This window comes from Caulobacter sp. BP25, assembly GCF_002737755.1.
Lineage (GTDB): Bacteria > Pseudomonadota > Alphaproteobacteria > Caulobacterales > Caulobacteraceae > Caulobacter.
This window is the reverse complement of sequence record NZ_PEGH01000004.1, coordinates 363,686-378,974: the sequence shown is the minus strand read 5'-3', so window position 1 is coordinate 378,974 and position 15,289 is coordinate 363,686. Positions and strand designations below refer to the sequence as shown.

The 15,289-nt window shown below is 64.3% G+C and carries 14 protein-coding genes; 8 read left to right on the top strand and 6 right to left on the bottom strand.

Going from position 1 to position 15,289, the window contains the following annotated elements:
* Positions 1–105: 105 nt before the first annotated feature.
* Positions 106–2,118: an N-acetylglucosamine transferase gene (locus tag CSW59_RS03015; protein WP_099442630.1), complete on the top strand. Its 2,013-nt coding sequence runs from the start codon at positions 106–108 to the stop codon at positions 2,116–2,118.
* Positions 2,115–4,532 carry an FkbM family methyltransferase gene (locus tag CSW59_RS03010; protein WP_236632142.1) on the top strand — a complete coding sequence of 806 codons (2,418 nt, stop codon included), beginning with the start codon at positions 2,115–2,117 and terminating at the stop codon, positions 4,530–4,532. Before CSW59_RS03015 ends, CSW59_RS03010 begins: the two co-directional genes overlap by 4 nt.
* A gap of 47 nt (positions 4,533–4,579) precedes the next feature.
* Here CSW59_RS03010 and CSW59_RS03005 read toward each other — a convergent pair whose 3' ends face one another.
* The 4 genes from CSW59_RS03005 to CSW59_RS02990 all read right to left on the bottom strand — a co-directional run bounded on the left by CSW59_RS03005 (position 4,580) and on the right by CSW59_RS02990 (position 8,661).
* Entirely contained in the window at positions 4,580–5,380 is an 801-nt protein-coding gene (locus tag CSW59_RS03005) for a MaoC family dehydratase N-terminal domain-containing protein (RefSeq protein WP_099442629.1), read from the bottom strand.
* Entirely contained in the window at positions 5,380–6,546 is a 1,167-nt protein-coding gene (locus tag CSW59_RS03000) for an acyl-CoA dehydrogenase family protein (RefSeq protein ID WP_099442628.1), read from the bottom strand. The genes CSW59_RS03005 and CSW59_RS03000 overlap by 1 nt, the downstream gene beginning before the upstream one ends.
* Positions 6,547–7,142: 596 nt before the next feature.
* On the bottom strand, positions 7,143–8,399 hold the full coding sequence (locus CSW59_RS02995; RefSeq protein WP_099442627.1) for a PD-(D/E)XK nuclease family protein: 1,257 nt from the start codon (positions 8,397–8,399) through the stop codon (positions 7,143–7,145).
* A 52-nt stretch (positions 8,400–8,451) separates the two neighbouring features.
* The gene (locus CSW59_RS02990) at positions 8,452–8,661 is read right to left on the bottom strand and encodes a helix-turn-helix domain-containing protein (protein WP_099442626.1); all 210 of its coding nucleotides are present in this window, start codon (positions 8,659–8,661) and stop codon (positions 8,452–8,454) included.
* 84 nt (positions 8,662–8,745) lie between these two features.
* On the opposite strand from CSW59_RS02990, the gene CSW59_RS20505 reads away from it, so the two are divergent.
* Positions 8,746–9,291, top strand: a complete 546-nt coding sequence (locus CSW59_RS20505) for a hypothetical protein (RefSeq protein ID WP_143754937.1) — start codon at positions 8,746–8,748, stop codon at positions 9,289–9,291.
* A 38-nt stretch (positions 9,292–9,329) separates the two neighbouring features.
* On the opposite strand, the gene CSW59_RS02980 is transcribed toward CSW59_RS20505, so the two are convergent.
* Together CSW59_RS02980 and CSW59_RS02975 are read right to left on the bottom strand one after the other, a co-directional pair.
* Positions 9,330–10,508, bottom strand: a complete 1,179-nt coding sequence (locus tag CSW59_RS02980) for a hypothetical protein (protein WP_099442624.1) — start codon at positions 10,506–10,508, stop codon at positions 9,330–9,332.
* Between the two features lie 57 nt (positions 10,509–10,565).
* Positions 10,566–12,047: a phage/plasmid primase, P4 family gene (locus CSW59_RS02975; protein ID WP_161495013.1), complete on the bottom strand. Its 1,482-nt coding sequence runs from the start codon at positions 12,045–12,047 to the stop codon at positions 10,566–10,568.
* 605 nt (positions 12,048–12,652) lie between these two features.
* Here CSW59_RS02975 and CSW59_RS02970 point away from each other — a divergent pair.
* The 5 genes from CSW59_RS02970 to CSW59_RS02955 all read left to right on the top strand — a co-directional run bounded on the left by CSW59_RS02970 (position 12,653) and on the right by CSW59_RS02955 (position 15,225).
* Positions 12,653–12,955 (top strand): hypothetical protein, encoded by a 303-nt coding sequence (locus tag CSW59_RS02970; RefSeq protein ID WP_099442622.1) that lies wholly within the window; start codon positions 12,653–12,655, stop codon positions 12,953–12,955.
* Positions 12,952–13,296, top strand: a complete 345-nt coding sequence (locus CSW59_RS02965; RefSeq protein ID WP_099442621.1) for a hypothetical protein — start codon at positions 12,952–12,954, stop codon at positions 13,294–13,296. Before CSW59_RS02970 ends, CSW59_RS02965 begins: the two co-directional genes overlap by 4 nt.
* 9 nt (positions 13,297–13,305) lie before the next feature.
* Complete coding sequence (locus CSW59_RS20715; RefSeq protein WP_161495012.1) at positions 13,306–13,470, top strand: hypothetical protein; 165 nt, start codon at positions 13,306–13,308, stop codon at positions 13,468–13,470.
* A 71-nt stretch (positions 13,471–13,541) separates the two neighbouring features.
* Positions 13,542–14,030 (top strand): hypothetical protein, encoded by a 489-nt coding sequence (locus CSW59_RS02960; protein WP_099442620.1) that lies wholly within the window; start codon positions 13,542–13,544, stop codon positions 14,028–14,030.
* 40 nt (positions 14,031–14,070) lie between these two features.
* The gene (locus CSW59_RS02955) at positions 14,071–15,225 is read left to right on the top strand and encodes a site-specific integrase (protein WP_099442619.1); all 1,155 of its coding nucleotides are present in this window, start codon (positions 14,071–14,073) and stop codon (positions 15,223–15,225) included.
* The last annotated feature ends 64 nt before the right edge of the window (positions 15,226–15,289 follow it).

Below are 15,289 nucleotides of genomic sequence, written 5' to 3'. Positions count from 1 at the left end.
GGCCCATTGGTCCAGGTTCCTCTCGCGTGTCATGATCTTGCCCGGCTGACTCGTGCGCCGTGATCGGGCGCTCGCGTCGGCACTTCAAAGTGCTTCAGGAAGACCATGGCTGACGTCGATACGCTGGACCTGTTGAGCAAGCTGACCGCCGAGAGCTTCTCGCTCGGCGAACTGATCGGGTTGACCGCCGCCTTGGCGGATAGCCCAGCGCTTGCGGATCAAGCCTACAAGATCTGGATTCAGTTCAACGCCCAGCATCCGCAGCTGAGCGTTGCGCATTTCAACCGCGCGGTCCTTCAGGCCGCGCTGGGCGACATCGCAGGCGCGGCGGCGTCGCTGGAAGCCGCGATCGCGGTGAACGCCGACTTCCTTCCGGCCTATGTCAATCTGGGGGGCGTGCAGGAGCGCGCCGGGTTGACCGAGCTGGCGATCGCCACCTGGGAGGCCGGCGCCAACAGGTCCATCGTGCCGAACGGCGCGAACGTCGGCTACGCCTTCACATGCCTCAAGCAGATCGCCCGCCTGCTTAGCGAGACGCATCAGATGGCCCGCGCAGAAGTCGCGCTCCAGCGTGCGGCGGACCTTGATCCGCACGCGATGGACGTGATCGGTCAGCTGGTCGCCGTACGCATGTCGCAGTGCAAGTGGCCGGCCGTGCTGCCGACCGAGCGCGTCGCTCGGGACGTCATGCTCAAGGGCGTCAATCCCTTGTCGGTCGCGGCGTTGACGGACGATTCTCTTCTTCAGTTGGCTGCGGCCAATCACTTCGTCGAGCGCGAAGCCAAGGCGACGCTGGAGCAAATCCGGGCTGATCGCCGCGACGCGCCAATCGACCTGGCGGGACGCCGCCCGCGGATCGGCTACATCTCATCGGATCTCCGAGACCACGCCGTCGGCTATCTCATGGCCGAGCTGTTCGAGGTGCACGACAAGGAAAAGGTCGAGGTCTTCGCCTACTACTGCGGCAAGGAGTCCAGCGATGGGCTGAACACCCGCATCCGCGCGGCGGTCGAGCACTTCATCGACATCCGGCCGATGAGCGATGACGAAGCAGCCCAACGCATAGCCGACGACGGGATCGACATCCTAGTCGACGTGAACGGCCATACCCGTGACGCTCGGACCGGCGTCTTCGCCCGTCGCCCCGCGCCGATCCTGGTCAACTGGCTGGGCTATCCTGGCACGATGGGCAGCGACTACCATCACTACATCATCGGCGATCCTTGGATCATCCCGCCCGAGATGGAGCGCTACTATTCCGAAGCGGTCCGCCGGATCCCCTGCTACCAGCCCAATGATCGTCGCCGGAAGGTCTCCGACACCTGCCCGACCCGCCAGGAGGCCGGCCTGCCGGAGGATGGCTTCGTCTTCTGCTGCTTCAACGGAACGCAGAAGATCACCCCCCACGTCTTCGACCGCTGGATCGAAATCCTGAAGCGAACGCCTGGCAGCGTCCTGTGGCTGCTGGACAGCAATCCCGAGACCAACGCCGGCCTGCGCGACTCGGCGGAGGCGCGAGGCGTGGATCGAACCCGCTTGGTCTTCGCGCCGAAGATGCCCAACGTCGACCATCTGGCGCGTTACCCCTTGGCGGACCTGTTCCTCGACACCACGCCCTATGGCGCGCACACCACGGCGTCGGACGCTCTGTGGATGGCCGTGCCCGTTCTCACCTGGTCGGGCCGCAGCTTCGCTTCGCGGGTCTGTGGCAGCCTAGTGCGTAGCGCCGGCCTTCCCGAACTGGTGGTCGATAGCGCCTCCGCCTACGTGGAGAAGGCCGTCGAGATTGGATCGGATCCTGAGAAGGCCAAGGCCTTGCGCGCGACGCTTCAAGCCAATCGCGACAGCTGCGTGCTGTTCGACATGGACCTGCTGGCGGACAAGCTCGAGGCGCTCTATGGCGAAATGATCGCCGAGCATCAGTCCGGTCAGCGGCCGAGGCCGAACCTGACCAACCTTTCGACCTACTTCAATATCGGGACCACCCTGGATCGGGAGGGGCGCGAGATGCAGGCCGAGCCGGACCTCGATGCGCTGTATCGCGCAGAACTGGCCCGGCTCCACCTCTTGAAAGCCCAGCCTGCCGACGGGCGCATCTGGGAAGGCTTCGATCAGTGAACCGCTCGCAGCTGGAAGCGCTGCAGCTAGATGGCTACGCGCCGCGCACGATGCTGGACGTCGGGGCCCATATCGGGACCTTTTCTCTCGGCTTCCTGCAGGCGTTTCCCGACTGCGTCCCGACCTTGGTTGAGCCAAATCCCTTCTGCGAGGAGGCGCTGGCTAAGCTGCCGTTCGAGCGACACATGGCGGCGGCTTCGGACCAGACGGGGGAGGCCGAGCTTTTCCTGACCAAGGAATGGCTGCAATCGACGGGGACTTCGCTCTATCGCGAGAACACGGACTTCTTCCGCGACGAGGTGGCCATCAAGCGGACGGTGCCGAAAGCGCGGCTGGATGATCTTTTCGCGGGGCGGCGCTTTGACTTCGTCAAGATCGACACCCAGGGCTCCGAGCTGGATGTGCTGCGTGGCGGTGAGACCGTGCTGCGCGACGCGGACTACATCCTGATCGAGATTTCGCTGGTCAATTACAACATCGGCGCAGCGCCGGCCGAGGCCGTGTTCGCCCAGTTGGCGTCGATGGGTTTCGAACCCGTCGACGTCACCGAATTCCATCGCCTGAAAGGCGTTCAGGACGGCGGCCTTCTGCAGATCGACCTGCTGTTCAAGCGCCGTGCGGCGCGGCCGCGCCAGTTTGGCCGTCTGACCGCTCTCAACGACCTGGATGGATTGTTCGCTCACTTGCGCGCTCGCAAGGCTCAGAGCCCGGACTTCAAGATTCTGCTGATCGGCGGGGGGCCGGCCGGGTGGCCCGAGGACCTGCGCGACGCCACCTTGGGCGGCGCCGGTGAGTTCTCCGGCGATCTGTCCGAGCCGGCCACCTATCGCGCGATCCTGGCGCACGTCGCGCGCCACGGCCGCTTCGACTACTGCGTCGCGCCGCACGTGCTGCAGACCCTGGCGCGGCCATCCGCGCTTCTGGAGCACCTGCCGCTACTCGCCGAGCGGGGCTGGATCAGCACGCCGTCACGCTATCTGGAGCTTCTGAGGCCTGAAGGCGCCCACCGGGGCTACGCTCATCACCGATGGATCGCCGACCATGTTGACGATGCGCTGGTCCTGGCCCCCAAAATGCCGCTGATCGAGCATATGGAGTTCCCGGCCGAGACGGCCTGGAGCCAGGCGCCCGAGCGTTTCGAGCTTCAGATCGGTTGGCGCGGAGGGCTGCGTTTCGAGCTGCTGACCGGGGAGGGCGCCCTGCCGGCTAAAGACCGGGCGCTGGCCCTTCTCACGCGCTTCCTGCATGGCGTTCCCGCGAAGGAGGCGGCTGGACGCTCCGGAGTGTCGACGGTCGATATCGACGCCGAGTTGGCGGCGGCCCTGGCCCATGCCCGTGATCCGAATTCCGGCATGCACCCGCTGGGGCGGCTAAAATACTACTACGACGCGCTTGGCCTGCTCCTCGGCGCGCCACTGACGCCCGAGCGCCTGTCGGCGTTCGAGGCGCTGCTGGTGGAGGCCAAGGCGATGGACGTCGACCCGCCCGGACCCGATTGGGCGGGCTGGTCGATGCACTACCATGTGGTGCTCGAGGCGCTTGTCGGGGCGAACCTGTCCGCGCCGACCCCCGTGGCGCCCGATGACGGACCCCAGACGTTCCTGACCGGTGACGGCCAAACCCTCAACGCCAAGAAGCTCAAGGCGCATGCCGACAAGCTGGGTGCGCGGGTCGTGTTCTTTGCGGCCGCTGACGCGCGTTATGTCGAGCTCTACGCGCGCTTGCTGGCCTTGTCGGTGATCAAGTACAGCGACGTGCCGTTCCTGGTGGTCATCCACGTCATCGGCGGCGCGGATCGCCTCGCGCAGACCGCCGCCACCGTTGGCGTCGCGGATCCTAGAGTGGTCTTCATGGGCGATCGGTTCGACGGCGCGGCCGTGACGACGCGCTGCTATGAAGCGCCGCCCAAGGGGCTGATGGAAATCCCCGTCGCCCACTATCAGTCCGTGCGCTTCCAACGCCTGGGCGGCTTGCTGGACATTTTGCAACGACCCGTTTTCGTTTCGGATATCGACCTGCTGCTACAGCGCGGCGTGGAAGACCTCCTGGAGCGTTGGAGCGACGCCGACTTCGTCATCAACGAAAACGAAGACAATATGCAGGTGGGCTCTCGGATCACCGCCAACCTGCTGCTGGCGCGGCCGACACCGGCCACCGCAGTGATGCTTCGCTGGGCGCGGGCCTTCCTCGATGATCGTCTGTCTCGCGACGTCGTCACGCGCTGGATCGACCAGATCGCTCTGAACCTCGCGCGACACCATGTGGCGCTGCACGTTCCGGACGTGCGAGTGGGAACCTTCGACACCCAGCGCGACATCAACAATGTGATGTTCACCGAGTACGTTCCGGGTCACCCGTTCCGGTTCCTGTCCTTGTACCATGGCTTCGACGTGTCGACGCTGGAGCAAGACTAGGATGCGTTAAGCCCGGTTCAGGGGGGGCGGGCTTCTATCAGCAGGCTCTAAGCTTCGGCCCTCGCCCTCATGAGCACGGCGCCGCCGCTTTCGGCCCAGAGGTCGGCGCCGTCGCCATCGCGACGCCCGCGCGCCGTGATCGTCTCTCCGCAGAAAGCCGGTTTGAGGGCGCGGAAGGAGAAGCGTCTCAGGGCCCGTTTGGGCATAGCCTCAAGCAGGAGCAAGGCGAGCAGCGGGCCGTGCGCCACGAGGCCTGGATAGCCCTCAACGCGGGTCGCATAATCCAGGTCGTAGTGAATCCGGTGGCCATTGGCGGTCGCGGCGGAGAAGAAGAACAGCAACGCCGGGTCGGTAGCGGTCTCGTGGCTCCAGTCCGCCTTGGCGGGCGGATCGGTCTCTGGCGATCGCGAAACGGGTAGGGCGGCCGTGTAGACAATCGTCTGGCGCTCGACGACGTCGACCGCTCCCGACTGGCTGAAGGTCCGCTCGACGGTCACGAAGACCAAGGGGCCGCTGGCGCCTGCCTTCTCCTCGATGTTGGCGATCGTTTCGGTGAGTTCGGTTTCGGCGCCGGCAAGCAAGGGTTCGAAGAAGCGCATGTCCGCCGCCGCGAACATTCGCCGGGGCGCTTCGATCGGCGGAAGGAAAAGGCCGCGCCTGGGGTGGCCGTCGGGTCCCAGGTCAGAGCGCCTGACCGGCTCTGCGAGGCACGCCCAATGCCAGGCGGGCGGAACCTCATTGGGCGAGATAGGGCGGTCGAGGACGGCCGCGAGCCGCGCCAGGTCCGAGGCCTCCAGCACCGCCGTCCGCCGCCTCTGGCGACCGATCCACTCGGCGTACGCGCCCATCAGTAGGAGCGGGGCAGGCCAAGCACGTGCTCGGCGACATAGGCCAGGATCAGGTTCGTCGAGATCGGCGCCACCTGATAGAGGCGCGTCTCGCGGAACTTGCGCTCGATGTCGTACTCCTCGGCGAAGCCGAAGCCGCCGTGGGTCTGCAGGCACATGTCGGCGGCCGCCCACGAAGCCTCGGAAGCCAGCATCTTGCCGATATTGGCCTGTTCGCCACAAGGCTGGCTGGCGTCGTAGCGCGCGGCGGCGTCGTAGATCGTCAGGCGGGCGGCGTGGGTCTGGGCGTAGGCCCTGGCGATCGGGAACTGGACGCCCTGGTTCTGGCCGATCGGGCGGCCGAAGACGACGCGACTGTTGGCATAGTCCCGGGCCTTGCCGATCAGCCAGGCGGCGTCGCCCAGGCACTCGGCCCCGATCAGGATCCGCTCGGCGTTCATGCCGTCCAGAATGTAGCGGAAGCCCTTGCCTTCCTCGCCGATCAGGCTGTCGGCGGGGATAACGAGGTTGTCGAAGAACACCTCGGTCGTGGCGTGGTTCAACATGGTGGCGATCGGCTTGATCGTCAGGCCGGCCCCCTTGGCCGCGCGCATGTCGACCAGGAACACCGACAGGCCGTCGGCCTTGCGCGCGACCTTGTCCTTGGGCGTGGTGCGCGCCAGCAGGACCATCAGGTCCGAATGCTCGGCCCGGCTGGTCCAGACCTTCTGGCCGTTGATCACATAGGTTTCGCCCTCGCGGCGGGCGAAGGTCGAGATCGAGGTGGTGTCGGTGCCGGCCGTGGGCTCGGTGACGCCAAACGCCTGGAGCCGGATCGACCCATCGGCGATGCGCGGCAACCACTTTTCCTTCTGGGCCTGCGAGCCATGCCTGAGCACCGTGCCCATGGTGTACATCTGGGCGTGCAGGGCTGCGGCGTTGCCGCCACTGGTGTGGACCTCCTCCAAGATCGCCGCCGCCGCTGTCAGGCCAAGACCGCCGCCGCCGTAGTTTTCCGGGATGAGTACGCCCAACAGACCGGCCCTGGTCATCGCCGCGACGAACTCGGTCGGATAGGCCTTCTCGCGGTCCAGGCCGCGCCAATAGACCGGTGGGAAATCGCGGCAGAGCGCCCGCACCGTTTGGCGCAGGGCTTCGATCAGTTCGGGGTCGGCGAGGGTGGACATGGGGTCAGCTTCCAGCCTCGCGGAGGCCGCGTCCAGACTCCCGTTAAGTCAGCGTCGCCGGTTCGCTAAACGGCTCTCGGCCGCTTGCGCGGCCCCGTCTAAGCTACTGATTTTAGAAGGAATGGTGGGTGTAGTAGGATTCGAACCTACGACCCGCTGATTAAGAGCCCTCGGGTCAGACTTCGACAAAGGCCCGCAATCGGCCGCAATCTCTTGCGCAGCGAGCCTTTGGGCCACGCGGAGCGCGTCGGGCGCGCGCTGATCCCCCGCAGTTGCCCGATGGACGCCGACAACACCCTGGGGGCATAGCAGGGGAAGTCCCGGGACTGTGCGATCAGTTGATCGAACAAAGCGCTTTGCGTGCCGGGCGCATTTTGAAGTGCAAAGTTGCAAGGGGAGGCAGGGGAGGCGGCGCCGGCATCGTGCCGCGTGTCCTGCCGATTGGCCGTCAGGCCTCCCGGGAAACAAGGCGACCACTACAGGGCTGCTCCAAGCGCAGAAACACCGTCGTGGAGGCTGGGGAGCAATTGGCGGGAAGAGGATGCTCGTCGCTGCTCCTCCGATCTAAGTGCGTCCGACCAAGCCGTTTTGCGTGCTCAGGTGGAGGTTGGGGAGGAAAGTCGCTCATCCACCAGCTGCGCCAACTCCTTCACTAGCGCACCCAACTGCTGAATGTCTGGGTGGCGCGTCACGTCACCACCTGGAGCCTCAAGAATGAGGCGTGCAATGTCTGAGAAGTGCCATTGGTCTGGCTTCATCGCCTGATACCAGGGCCACCAGGCCGACGTTCGCCCACCGCCCTTGACCTGGGTCAGATCGTCCAGCCGGTTCCGCGCGGAGCTGGCGTGCTCTGCCTTGACGCTGCGGTTGTTGCCGTCTGGCGCCTTGACGCCGACGATCAGTTTTTGTGCGCCAGACCGCTGCGCCTCGATCGCGATCCAGCAGTTCTCGGGCCAGGATGGCCTACTGATCGGCCAAGCGTCGGTCACCAGATCGACGTACTGGCTGAGCGTGTAGTTCGGGTCCGTTTCGAAGTCGCCCTCAACCGACTTCGCCTGCGAGAGCAGATAGTCGCCAATCTGATCAACAACCACATCCCAAAGGTGGTCGGCTGTGAGGAGCACCGCCGCGATGGCCTGTCGGTGCTCGCCTCCACGGGCGAACCGGGTTTCCACAGCTTCGGCATAGGCCTCCAAGCCGGAGATCTGGGGCACTGCGGCAAACTCCATTTCAAGATAGCTGATGAGGTCTTCGACGAAGCGCCGCGCGCGGTCGGAGCGGATGTCCGGCACGGTCGATGCGATCAGGTTCGCGAAGGAGTCATTGGCGTCCTTTCCGCCCGCGAGCGGCAACTGGACGATCTCTCCCTTCGCCGTCTCCGGCTCTTGATCGGACATGAACACAAGGGCGACGTCTCGGGAACCTGCGCGCAGGCGGATCTCATCCAGATAGTCGGTGAGTTGGTTTGGTTGCTGGCCGGCATCGAGCTTTACCTCAATGCCCAGCACCATTGTCGTGGTCTCGATCAATATGTCGATCCGGCGACCTTGCAGGGTCATGGCTTCTCGCGTGACTTTGACATGGTCACGCGCGGTCACGGGGCGAAAGCCTGCCAGCCCGCATAGCGCATTGAGGAACAGTGCTCCCTGACCATGGCTCCCACGCGGGTCCAGCAGGTCGGCAATTACGCGGCTCATCGCGAGTTCATTGGGAACCAGGAGGCCAAACGGGTTCAGCCTTGGCGAGCCGTAGAGGTTGGCGCCAGCCTGATGAGCGGCAAGTTTGGGCATTTCCGCTTCAAGTTCGGAAAGGCCAGTGCCCACGGCGTCGAAGGCCTCTTGAGGAGAGGGCATGGTCTCCAAGTCCGATTTGGGGCCAACTTCCAGTCGAGCAAGCTAGAACGGTCTAGCTGCGGCGTACAAGGTCCTCAGGCTGCACGCCGAGGGCGTTGGCCAAGCGCTCCAGCGCCCGGATGCTTGGGTTCCTGGTGCCACGCTCCAAGTCGCTCAGGTAAGCGCGCTTCATGCCTGCGTCGAGGGCAAGCTGCTCCTGCGACATGCCCCTTGCCTTGCGGTGGGCACGCACGTTTTGGCCGAGGAGCTGCACCAAATCCATGCCGGGAAAGGGCCAGCCAAAAGTACATTGTGCTGCCCCCTAATCGTGTCATTTTCCCCATTCTTGAAACTCTCAGGGGACAAAATGTTCAATTTGCAAAGTGGACGCCGAGCGCAGCGCCTCGCCGCCGTGGTCGCATGTCAGATCATCGCGGCGTTCGCGCTGGCGGGCTGTGGAGATGGCGCGGCGCCGACCGGAGGCGGCAACGCCGCTGAGGCTGGCGTATCTCAGGGAGGGGGACTGTTTGCTGGTTTCGGAGGGCCCTCTAAGGAATTCCTTGGGCAGTGCATGCGCGTCCAGATGACGGATGGCTCCCTTCGGGACTCGTCCGTCGGTCTCATGCAGGTCGGCGAGTTCGTCGGTGTCATGGAGGGCAACCCGAACGCCAGGCTCACGTGGGAAAGGGACGGGGACGGGACGTACATTGCGCACGACGTCATTCAGGATCGGGTGAAAGGGACGGAGATGACCGTCGACCTGAAGTTCGCAGACTTCGGCGACGCGGTGGCTTCAGACGTGTGTGGACCCAAGCAAATCGCCGCCACGCGCATCGTCCTGAACGGCATTGAGCTGAAGGGCTACGACAAGGTCGCGTTCATCGACAAGCTCATGATCAAGGCGCGACCTTAATAGAAAGGGGCCGGCCGGTAGTGGCCGGCCCCAATCTCCTAGGTCATTTCCGCGACCGATTCCGCAGCGCGAGCATAGGAGGGGCGGAGGCAGAAAATCGCGCGCCGGCTGGAGTGTACCAACGGGCCGGAGGGGTTACTCAGCTCATCAAGGATGCGGCGCAAGGCGTGGCCATGGCGCCAGCCGGTGGCTTCGACAGCCCCCGACGTGAACAAGGACTCGATCGCCTCAGAGGCCGCGCTGGCCGTATCGACTTTGATGATCCGTCCAGTCGGCGCGCCGATCCCTCGGCGGAGGTCGAGCAAAGGCGATAGCGCCAGCAGCAACTCGTCAACGGACGCGGTAGCGTCAGCCGCTTCCAGCACATGTGTACGCAAATCGTTCAGGAGCGGTTCGGCTAGCTCCGCAAACTCAAGCAATAACTTTCGCGCGGTCGTGCCGTCCACATGCCCGTCCTTCTGAGTGCACTTTAATGCCCGGAAGGCCGCTCTGTTGGCACAGTCGATCTCAACTCGGAGAAGCTGGTGGTCTTTCGCGTAGACCTTGAAGCACGGGCCGTGTTGCTGGCGCCAATAACGTACGGTGATGGCACCAGCAGAGTCCGTCGCTGAGGCCCGATACCAGTCCACGCAGTAGCGGGTTCGGCCCGGGAGCCCGGTGCGCTGTAGCCGGCGAACCGCTTCCTTTGCGTCCTGGACTTCGAGATCCAAGCACGCCTCGGCAGATTTGAGCCAAGTCTCGACGGCGCCAGTATCGCAGCCGGCCGGAACGGCTTCATCTAGGGCGCGCGCCACCGTCGCGAGTGCCAGTGCCATCAAATCCAGCTGGGCGTGGAGCAACTGCTCCACAGGGCGAACGATCGGCCCGATGAAGTTGTCGGAATTGTCCAGGCTCAGATTTGTGAAGCCCTGACCATGCAGGTGTCGTCGCAGCAGACGCATGCCATTGAAGGAGACGTTGCTCATGCTGCCAAAGCGGCCGGGCGTTGAGAGCGCAGGCACCAACTCGACTTTGGCGAAGCCGAGCTCTCCGAGGCGGCCGATGGGGACTTCCAAAACGAGACGGTGCCGGTCCGTTCCCTTGGTAAGCAGATGACCAAGGTTTCCCCGGAACGCATCCATGGCGTCGGAGCTGAAGGGGGTAAGGTCGAAGCGAAAGCCAAAGGTTACCGCGTCAAGCAGCACATTAGGCAGCCGCGCCGGGCTGTTCTCACTCATCGCAATCTCTTTGTAAAAATGGGGGGGAAGGGGGCGGCGTTGTAGCCGCCCCCAGTTTCACAGGCCTTCCAGGCCTGTCTCAGCATCTTGCGGCGCGGGTGGTCGTTTCAGAGCGACACCCGTGTAGAAAGGAGCGTTGTTCGACGCAGATCGCTTCGCGCCGTAGTTCACCTCCATCAGGCTCGAAAGCCGGCGCATGGGTCCAGATCCTGCGGCCACCGCGCGGTCGTGGCCCTGTTCAACGGCGTAGTTGGCAAGGGCCGCTCGGAGGTCTGCGGACGTGACACGGTGGTCGGGCGCCCGTTCCAACTGAGTGTGAGCGAAGAGCGAGACGATATCGTCGCCGAACTTCATCCTGAGCATGGCTTCGGCATGCCCGGGAGGAAGCTCGAAGTGGCCGCGAGACATCAATCGTTCGGCTCCCTCTGCCGCCCAGGCGATGATGCCGGGCCGTTCCTCGCGCAAACTCTTTAGGAAGCGACCGTCCATTTCAGCTTGGCTCAAAGCTTGATCGAAGTGGATTACAAGCAGGCGACGATCAAGGGCTCCGGAGCTGTCGCTGATGCGAGGCAATTCGTTAGTCGCGACGACATGCAACGCGATCGGACGGATCTCCCGCTCTTGTCCGTAGCGGTGACGAGCTGTCACCGTCTCTCCCGACAACACCTGCTTGAGGATGTCAGTCGCGATGAGTTGGTTTCCAGCCAGTTCAGTGCAGTAGTTCAGCCACACGCCCTCCAAGCGGGCGCGCGAGAACTCATCGCCCCAGGTCTTCGGCGGAACAGAAGCGACAAGCTCTGGCGGAAGGAGTGAGCGCGCAACCTCAATGAACGTAGACTTGCCCGATCCGCCTGGCCCCCAAAGGATTGCCATCCGCCGATCGCAGTCCTGCCATGGCGTGACACGCAGCGCTAGGCAGCCAACGAATTCCTGCAGAGCTTGCCTCTTCCGTGGATCAGGAAGCACGCGCTCAAGGCCCGCAAGGAATCTCGGCGCGGCCGCTGTCCGTGAGAGCGCCACGTCAACACGGAAGCGGGCCTTGTGGCTTCGCGCGAGTGGTTCTGCGATGAGCGCCCGCGCGCTGGCGTCGAAGCGGACAAAGCACTCCTGGGTCGGCAAGCCTTCAGCAGCATCGTCGAAAAACCGAGGGATTTCATAACGGTCGACCAAGCGACGAACAACCTCGCGCTGATCGCGTTCTGTCTTGACAGTCCATGATCCTCTGAGCTTTTCCACCAGGTCCTTGGTGATTTCTCCTTTGCTGACGTGGACATAGTAGCCTTCGGATTGGTCGAAGATGTTCCAGTTTTCTTGAGCAAAGACGACCCCGGCGAGGTCGCCTTCCGGAGAGGCGTAACCGTCCAGGACGCTGCTGTAGGCCTTCGCCGCAGCTTCATACGAGCTGATCACGCCGAAGGGCCGGATGGTGTTGCGCGCGTCGCGCGTCAGCCCTGTGAGCACAGGCTTTTCAAGGCCTGTGGCCTGACCCAGAAGCACCTGGATGTGCGCCAATTCGCCAGCGCCCACCCCGACTTCCACGGCCTGAAGAAGAACCTCTTTGGCATCGTTCAGCGACCCCGCGCGGCGCTATCGCCGCCACAAGATCGTCAAACGACATGACCTGAGCGGCACTCTCGTCCGCGAGGTCGTCTTGTTCCTCATGAATATTCTGCGGCGCGGTGACGATTTCGTCGCCGCTACCCTGAGTCCCCGTGGTGGCTCCTGCCACCCGATCTTGTTCCGTGGCGCCCTGCGCCGTCGTCGTCATGTCCATGCCGATTACCGTCGGCTCGGTGTTGAGGTTGTTCGAGGCGTCAGCCACGGACCGCCTGTCTCGCTTGTTTCATGTGATCCAGTTCTCCTAACCAGCCCGGCCTGATCGCCGTTCTCGAAGGGCATATGCTCGTATGTGCCAGACGCGCAATCACTCGCCATAGTTGTGGCGAGTGATTCTAAAGAGGTCGTCTTGAGGCGCTTAGAAATTCGAGGCTCAAGCAGGATCGCCTAGGCGCGCTAACTCGTCCCTCGAAGCATGCGGATCGAACCGTACCGACGCAGAATATTTCGCGACGCTGATAAAAACCGGATCATCCGCATTTCATTCATGAGCCGCCATCGGGGGCGGCTCATGAACGAGAAATTCCATGACACCGGAACTGCCAACGCTCGCGCGCTTGCGAGAGCGCTTCCGTTCGCCAGGCGAAAACTTGCCCGAACTGCGCGGCATTTGCAGGCTGGACAACCCTTCCGGCGACGCTGAGGCGGAGGTCATCATCCAATACCTCCACGCTTTGGGCGCGCGCACGTCCACCTTGAAGGAGCTCTTGGACGGCATCGCCGGCCTGGAGGACGAGGAGGAATTGTCCGCCTTCGAGTGCCGCGAAGGCGTGGCGGTCACACACGCCTCCGACGGCTGGTGGCTGCTTTTCGTGGACGGCGACGCATGAGCGCCGCCCTGAACGCCACTCGCAGTTTGCCACCGCTTTGGTCGACAGAGGCCAAGGCGACCGAGGAAATCGTCCTGCCTCTGCGGCTGTCCTGCCGGTGGCACCGGCTGGTCTGGTACCCGGTCGAGCGGACCGGCGACGTGCTGTTCGGCTTCACGCTGCGCATTCTGCCGGAGTGGCGCCACTTCCACGCCTCTGAGCTGACTGCGCGCTACGCCGGCCATGAAGTCGTGGTGGACGCGGCGCATATCCCCCGGCCCGCGACCACCACGACGGAAGTCCGGCTCCACAAGCTGGACGACCTCACCCCGTTCGTCCCCAGCCATCCCATGAACCTCTAAGGAGAGCGCTTGCGCACCATCATCTTGACCATCGGCAAGGCCGCCAAGCGGCTGATCGCCGACCCGGATGTGATCGAACCTCTGGCCGAGGCCGTCCGCAAGGCGACGGCCGGCGCGTCGGAGGTGAGCTTCATCAAGATCGTCATCAACATCGTGCGCCCCGCCGGGCGCTGATCCTCACCAACATCAGCAGAGAAGGGCGAGCGGCTCCGGCCGCTCGCCCTTCTGCATTTCTGGAGACTGCTATGGTCCGAAAATACCTTGTCGCCTTCGCGACCTCGCTGGGCGCGGAGGTGAGCTGCAGCATAGTCGACCTGGCGCCGCGCGAGGTCGACGAGCTTGGCGACCTGTTCGCCTGGCTGCGCCACCAGGGGTCCATCGTGGCGTTCTCGATCCGACCGGCGACCGGGAGCATTGGGAGCGTTGGGCTGCACACTCTGCTGCGGGAGTTGTTCGGCGACATCCTGATCGACGTCTGCCTCGCGGCTGATCCGATCGAAGCCGAAGTCCCGCCGGCCTATCTGGCACCCTTCTGGCCTTTCGATCACCAGCGCGAAGGCAAGCTCGCGTCCACCGCCAACTTCCTCGGCCTGAACCTGGAGGTGCTCGCTACCCCGTCGGACGTCGAGGAGGAGGGCTGCCTGCTGCCCGGACGCCCTGGTCTCTGGATGATCAGCGCGCGTCCAATCTGTTCTGGCGAACTTTTCCGCAAATTCCCGCCAACAGCCCAGTAGCGGACGCTGGCCGCCAATCGCTGACAAATGGAGATCTGACATGCCCACCATTTCGCGTGGGCTTGCATTGAATCCGCCGGCCGTGCCGACGGGGAAGAGCAAGCTGCGCGTCTTCGACGACAAGATCCGGGGCTTCTTCATGGAGGTCCGTTCGACCGGCACGGTGACCTTCTACATTCGCTACCAGGACCAACGCTGCCGGCAGCGGGAGGTACGCCTCGGGCGCCTGGGCGACATCACCCTCGATCAAGCCCGCAAACGCGCCCAGGAGTTGCGGGCTGAAGCCGCACTTGGGGGAGACCCGGCCGGCGAGCGGGACAAGCTCAAGGGCGTGTCCACCTTCGGCGACTTCATGGAGAAGCGGTACCTGCCTCACGCCAAGGAGCGCCTCCGGTCGTACCGGGACCAGGAGAGCTTCTTCCGCCTCCGCCTGAAGGCGCACTGGGGCAATCGCCGCCTGGACGAGATCAAGGCGGCCGACCTTGCCGCGCTTCAGGACAAGCTGCGTCGCGAGGGCCTCTCCAACGCGACGGTCAATCGCTACACCGCCGCCATCCGTCGCGCCTTCAATCTGGCCCTGCGCTGGGAGGTGTACGAAGGGAAGAACCCCGCCGTTCATGCCGAAATGCGCCGTGAACAGCACCGCGAACGCTACCTCGGTGAGGTCGAGCTGCGGGCGATGTTCAGGGCGCTGAAGGAGGAGGCGAACGAGACGGCGGCCAACGCCCTGGCGTTGCTCGCCGCCACGGGCGCCCGTCGTGGCGAGGCGCTGGGCGCGCGCTGGGAGCACATCGACTGGGAGCGCCGGCTGTGGGTGGTGCCTCTGTCGAAGAGCGGACGTCGGCGGCACATCGTGTTGTCGGACGCCGCCCTGGCGATAGTCCGGCGCCAGGAGCGACAGCGGCTCGACAGCCCGTGGGTTTTCCCAAGCGCTGATCCTGAGAAGCCGTTCTGCAATCTCGCCAAGCCGTGGGCGCGGGTGAAGGCGAGGGCGGGCTTGGACCGCGATCTGCGCATCCATGACCTGCGCCACACCTTCGCCAGCACGCTGGTGGGGAAGGGGCGCAGCTTGCAGGAGGTCGGCACCCTCCTGGGGCACAGCCAGCTCAGCATGACCCAGCGCTACGCGCACCTTGAGCCAAGGCGGCTGATCGAGGCCGCCAACGAGGCCCTCCCGGACTTCAGCCGGGTCTAGGGAAACAACAGCACTTTCGAACAGAAGGCCCTGAGGCATCGCCCGGGGCCTTCTGTTTTTTGGA

Bases quoted from the DNA above. Each gene is read 5' to 3' on its own strand.
- CSW59_RS03015 (WP_099442630.1), top strand. From the start codon at position 106: ATGGCTGACGTCGATACGCTGGACCTGTTGAGCAAGCTGACCGCCGAG.
- CSW59_RS03005 (WP_099442629.1), bottom strand. From the start codon at position 5,380: ATGGGCGCGTACGCCGAGTGGATCGGTCGCCAGAGGCGGCGGACGGCG.
- CSW59_RS03000 (WP_099442628.1), bottom strand. From the start codon at position 6,546: ATGTCCACCCTCGCCGACCCCGAACTGATCGAAGCCCTGCGCCAAACG.
- CSW59_RS02995 (WP_099442627.1), bottom strand. From the start codon at position 8,399: ATGCCCTCTCCTCAAGAGGCCTTCGACGCCGTGGGCACTGGCCTTTCC.
- CSW59_RS02990 (WP_099442626.1), bottom strand. From the start codon at position 8,661: ATGGATTTGGTGCAGCTCCTCGGCCAAAACGTGCGTGCCCACCGCAAG.
- CSW59_RS20505 (WP_143754937.1), top strand. From the start codon at position 8,746: ATGTTCAATTTGCAAAGTGGACGCCGAGCGCAGCGCCTCGCCGCCGTG.
- CSW59_RS02980 (WP_099442624.1), bottom strand. From the start codon at position 10,508: ATGAGTGAGAACAGCCCGGCGCGGCTGCCTAATGTGCTGCTTGACGCG.
- CSW59_RS02970 (WP_099442622.1), top strand. From the start codon at position 12,653: ATGACACCGGAACTGCCAACGCTCGCGCGCTTGCGAGAGCGCTTCCGT.
- CSW59_RS02965 (WP_099442621.1), top strand. From the start codon at position 12,952: ATGAGCGCCGCCCTGAACGCCACTCGCAGTTTGCCACCGCTTTGGTCG.
- CSW59_RS02960 (WP_099442620.1), top strand. From the start codon at position 13,542: ATGGTCCGAAAATACCTTGTCGCCTTCGCGACCTCGCTGGGCGCGGAG.
- CSW59_RS02955 (WP_099442619.1), top strand. From the start codon at position 14,071: ATGCCCACCATTTCGCGTGGGCTTGCATTGAATCCGCCGGCCGTGCCG.